Origin of the sequence: Streptomyces tibetensis, from assembly GCF_007655005.1 — a bacterium.
Lineage (GTDB): Bacteria > Actinomycetota > Actinomycetes > Streptomycetales > Streptomycetaceae > Streptomyces > Streptomyces tibetensis.
In genome coordinates, this window is record NZ_SZVW01000050.1 from 1 (window position 1) to 2,898 (window position 2,898).

The window sequence follows — 2,898 nt, forward strand, 5'->3', positions numbered from 1 at the left end:
GCCGACTACTGGGTGACCCAGGTCCGGCAGCCCGTCCGCTACGCCGACGCCGTCACCACCCTGGAGTCCCAGGGCGTCACCACACTGCTGGAACTCGGCCCCGGCGGCACCCTCGCCGCCCTCGCCGCCCAGGCCGTACGCGACCCCGACGCCCTGACCGCCACCGTCGCCACCCGCGCGGGGCGTCCCGAGCCGGAGACCCTGGTCGAGGCGCTCGCCACCCTGCACGCCCGGGGCGTGCGCGTCGACTGGGAGGCGTTCTTCACCGGCTCCGGAGCCCGCCGGGTCCCGCTGCCCACCTATGCCTTCCAGCGCCGGCGGTACTGGCTCGACGAAGTCACCACCGGCAGCCGTGACATGGACCCTGTCTCACGCGTCACGCCCGACATCCCGGAGGAGACGACCCACCGGGCGGTGCTGCCTTCCAGCGCCGGCGGTACTGGCTCGACGAAGTCACCACCGGCAGCCGTGACATGGACCCTGTCTCACGCGTCACGCCCGACATCCCGGAGGAGACGACCCACCGGGCGGTGCCCCTGGCCGAGAGGCTCGCGCCGCTGGGCGACGCACAGCGGGAGCAGTACCTCCTGACCCTCGTCACGGAGCTGGTCGCCAAGGTGCTCAAGCACCCCGACACCTCGGCCGTCGTGCCCCACCGCCCCTTCCAGGAACTCGGCTTCGACTCCCTGACCGGCGTCGAACTGCGCAACCGGCTCGGTGCCGACACCGGTCTCTCCCTGCCCGCCACCGTCGTCTTCGACCATCCGACCCCCGTAGCCCTCGCGGCCTACATACAGGCACAGGCGGCCGTGCCCGGCCTTGAGGGCGGGCCGGTTGGTGCCGCGGCCGGGGAACTGGACCGGCTGGAGGCGTCCCTTGGCGCCCTCGCGAAGGACGGTTCGCCGCCGGACGAAACCCGCGTCGCGCTGTCCGCCCGGCTGCGCGCCCTGGCCGACCGTCTCGCGGGACCGGCGGACACACCGTCCCCGTCCGCCGCCGACGTCGCCGGCCTCGGGGATGCCTCCGCCGACGAGATCTTCGACTTCATCGACACCCAGCTCGGCCGGGCCGCGGACTGACGCCGCCTGTCCGCCGCCCCGCACCACCACCCTTCCGGTACCGAGGAGAGACTGATTCCGCATGTCCGCTGACATGTCCCGCGCGCAGGACCAGGCCCAGACCAGGGAACAGAAGCTCGTCGACTACCTGAAGTGGGTCACCGCCGACCTGCAGAAGGCGCGTGAGCGCATCGAGACGCTCGAGTCGGCCGCCACCGAACCCGTGGCCATCGTCGGCATGGCATGCCGCTTCCCCGGCGGAGTCACGTCACCGGACGATCTGTGGCGCCTGGCCGCCGAAGGCCGGGACGCCATCAGCCCGTTCCCCGAGGACCGCGGCTGGGACCTCGACGCGCTGTACAGCACGGACCGCGACGAGCCGGGCACGTCGTACACCCGGGAGGGCGGGTTCCTCGACGGAGCCGCCCTGTTCGACGCCGACTTCTTCGGCATCTCGCCCCGTGAGGCCCGCGCCATGGACCCCCAGCAGCGCGTCCTGCTGGAGACCGCGTGGGAGGCGTTCGAGGACGCCGGGATCGACCCCGCCACGCTGCGCGGCAGCCGTACCGCCGTCTTCGCCGGCGTGATCGAGCAGAGCTACCTCGGACTCGAAGGGCCCGCCGAGCTGGAGGGCCACCTCATGACCGGCAAGCTCAGCAGCGTGGCCTCCGGCCGTATCTCCTACACCTTCGGCCTCGAAGGCCCGGCCGTCTCGATCGACACGGCGTGCTCGTCCTCGCTGGTCGCCCTGCACCTCGCGGTGGAGTCGGTCCGCCGCGGGGAGTCCACCCTCGCGCTCGCCGGAGGCGCGACGATCACCGCGACCCCCGGCGGGTTCGTCGACTTCTCACGCCAGGGCGGACTCGCCCCCGACGGGCGGATCAAGTCGTTCGCGGCCGCCGCCGACGGCACCTCCTGGTCGGAGGGCGTCGGTCTGCTGGTGGTGGAGCGCCTGTCGGACGCGGTGCGCAACGGGCACCGGGTGCTGGCGGTGGTGCGGGGCAGTGCGGTGAACCAGGACGGTGCGTCGAACGGTCGGACGGCGCCGAACGGCCCGTCGCAGGAGCGTGTCATCCGCCAGGCCCTGGCGAACGCCCGTCTGACGCCTGCCGAGGTGGACGCGGTGGAGGCGCACGGCACGGGCACCCGGCTGGGCGATCCGATCGAGGCGCAGGCGCTGCTGGCGACGTACGGGCAGGACCGCGAACGGCCTCTGTTCCTCGGCTCGTTGAAGTCCAACATCGGCCACACCGTCGCCGCGGCCGGTGTCGGCGGCGTCATCAAGATGGTGCAGGCGATGCGGCATGGTGTGCTGCCCCGGACCCTGCACGTCGACCGGCCCACGCCCATGGTCGACTGGAGCTCCGGCGCGGTCGAACTGCTCACCGAGGCTCGCGAGTGGACCCCCCGCGCAACGGCCCCGCGCCGCGCAGCCGTCTCGGCCTTCGGTGTGAGCGGCACCAACGCCCACGTCATCCTGGAGGAGCCCCCGGAGACGGAGGACACGGCCCCGGAGCAGACCCGCACGCTCCCGGCCGTGCCCTGGATCCTGTCCGCACCGGACGACGACGCCCTGCGTGCTCAGGCCCGGCGTCTCCACGCCCACGTGGCCGCCCACCCCGAACAGTCCGCCACCGACCTCGCCTACTCCCTCGCCACCACCCGCACCCTGCACGACCGCCGCGCCGTCCTCGCCGGAGCCGACCGCGCCGACCTGTCCGACGCCCTCCGGCAACTCGCCGAGACACCCACGAGCTTCGACGCTCCCGTCCGCCCCGGTGGTCTGGCCGTGGTGTTTTCGGGTCAGGGTGCTCAGCGGGTGGGGATGGGGCGGGAGTTG

The 2,898-nt window shown here is 73.1% G+C and carries 2 protein-coding genes and 1 pseudogene; all 3 read left to right on the plus strand.

Annotated elements, in window-relative coordinates:
- A pseudogene (locus FDO69_RS41705) lies at window positions 1–591 on the plus strand (hypothetical protein); the annotation flags it as partial.
- A complete protein-coding gene (locus FDO69_RS40825; protein WP_138430319.1) occupies window positions 474–1,079 on the plus strand; it encodes a phosphopantetheine-binding protein in 606 nt (201 codons plus the stop codon). The pseudogene FDO69_RS41705 and the gene FDO69_RS40825, both read left to right, overlap by 118 nt.
- Before the next feature lie 127 nt (window positions 1,080–1,206).
- Window positions 1,207–2,898, plus strand: a 1,692-nt coding sequence (locus FDO69_RS40830) for a type I polyketide synthase (protein ID WP_420878591.1), incomplete at its 3' end; no start/stop codon positions are given.

Bases quoted from the DNA above. Each gene is read 5' to 3' on its own strand.
- FDO69_RS40825 (WP_138430319.1), top strand. From the start codon at position 474: ATGGACCCTGTCTCACGCGTCACGCCCGACATCCCGGAGGAGACGACC.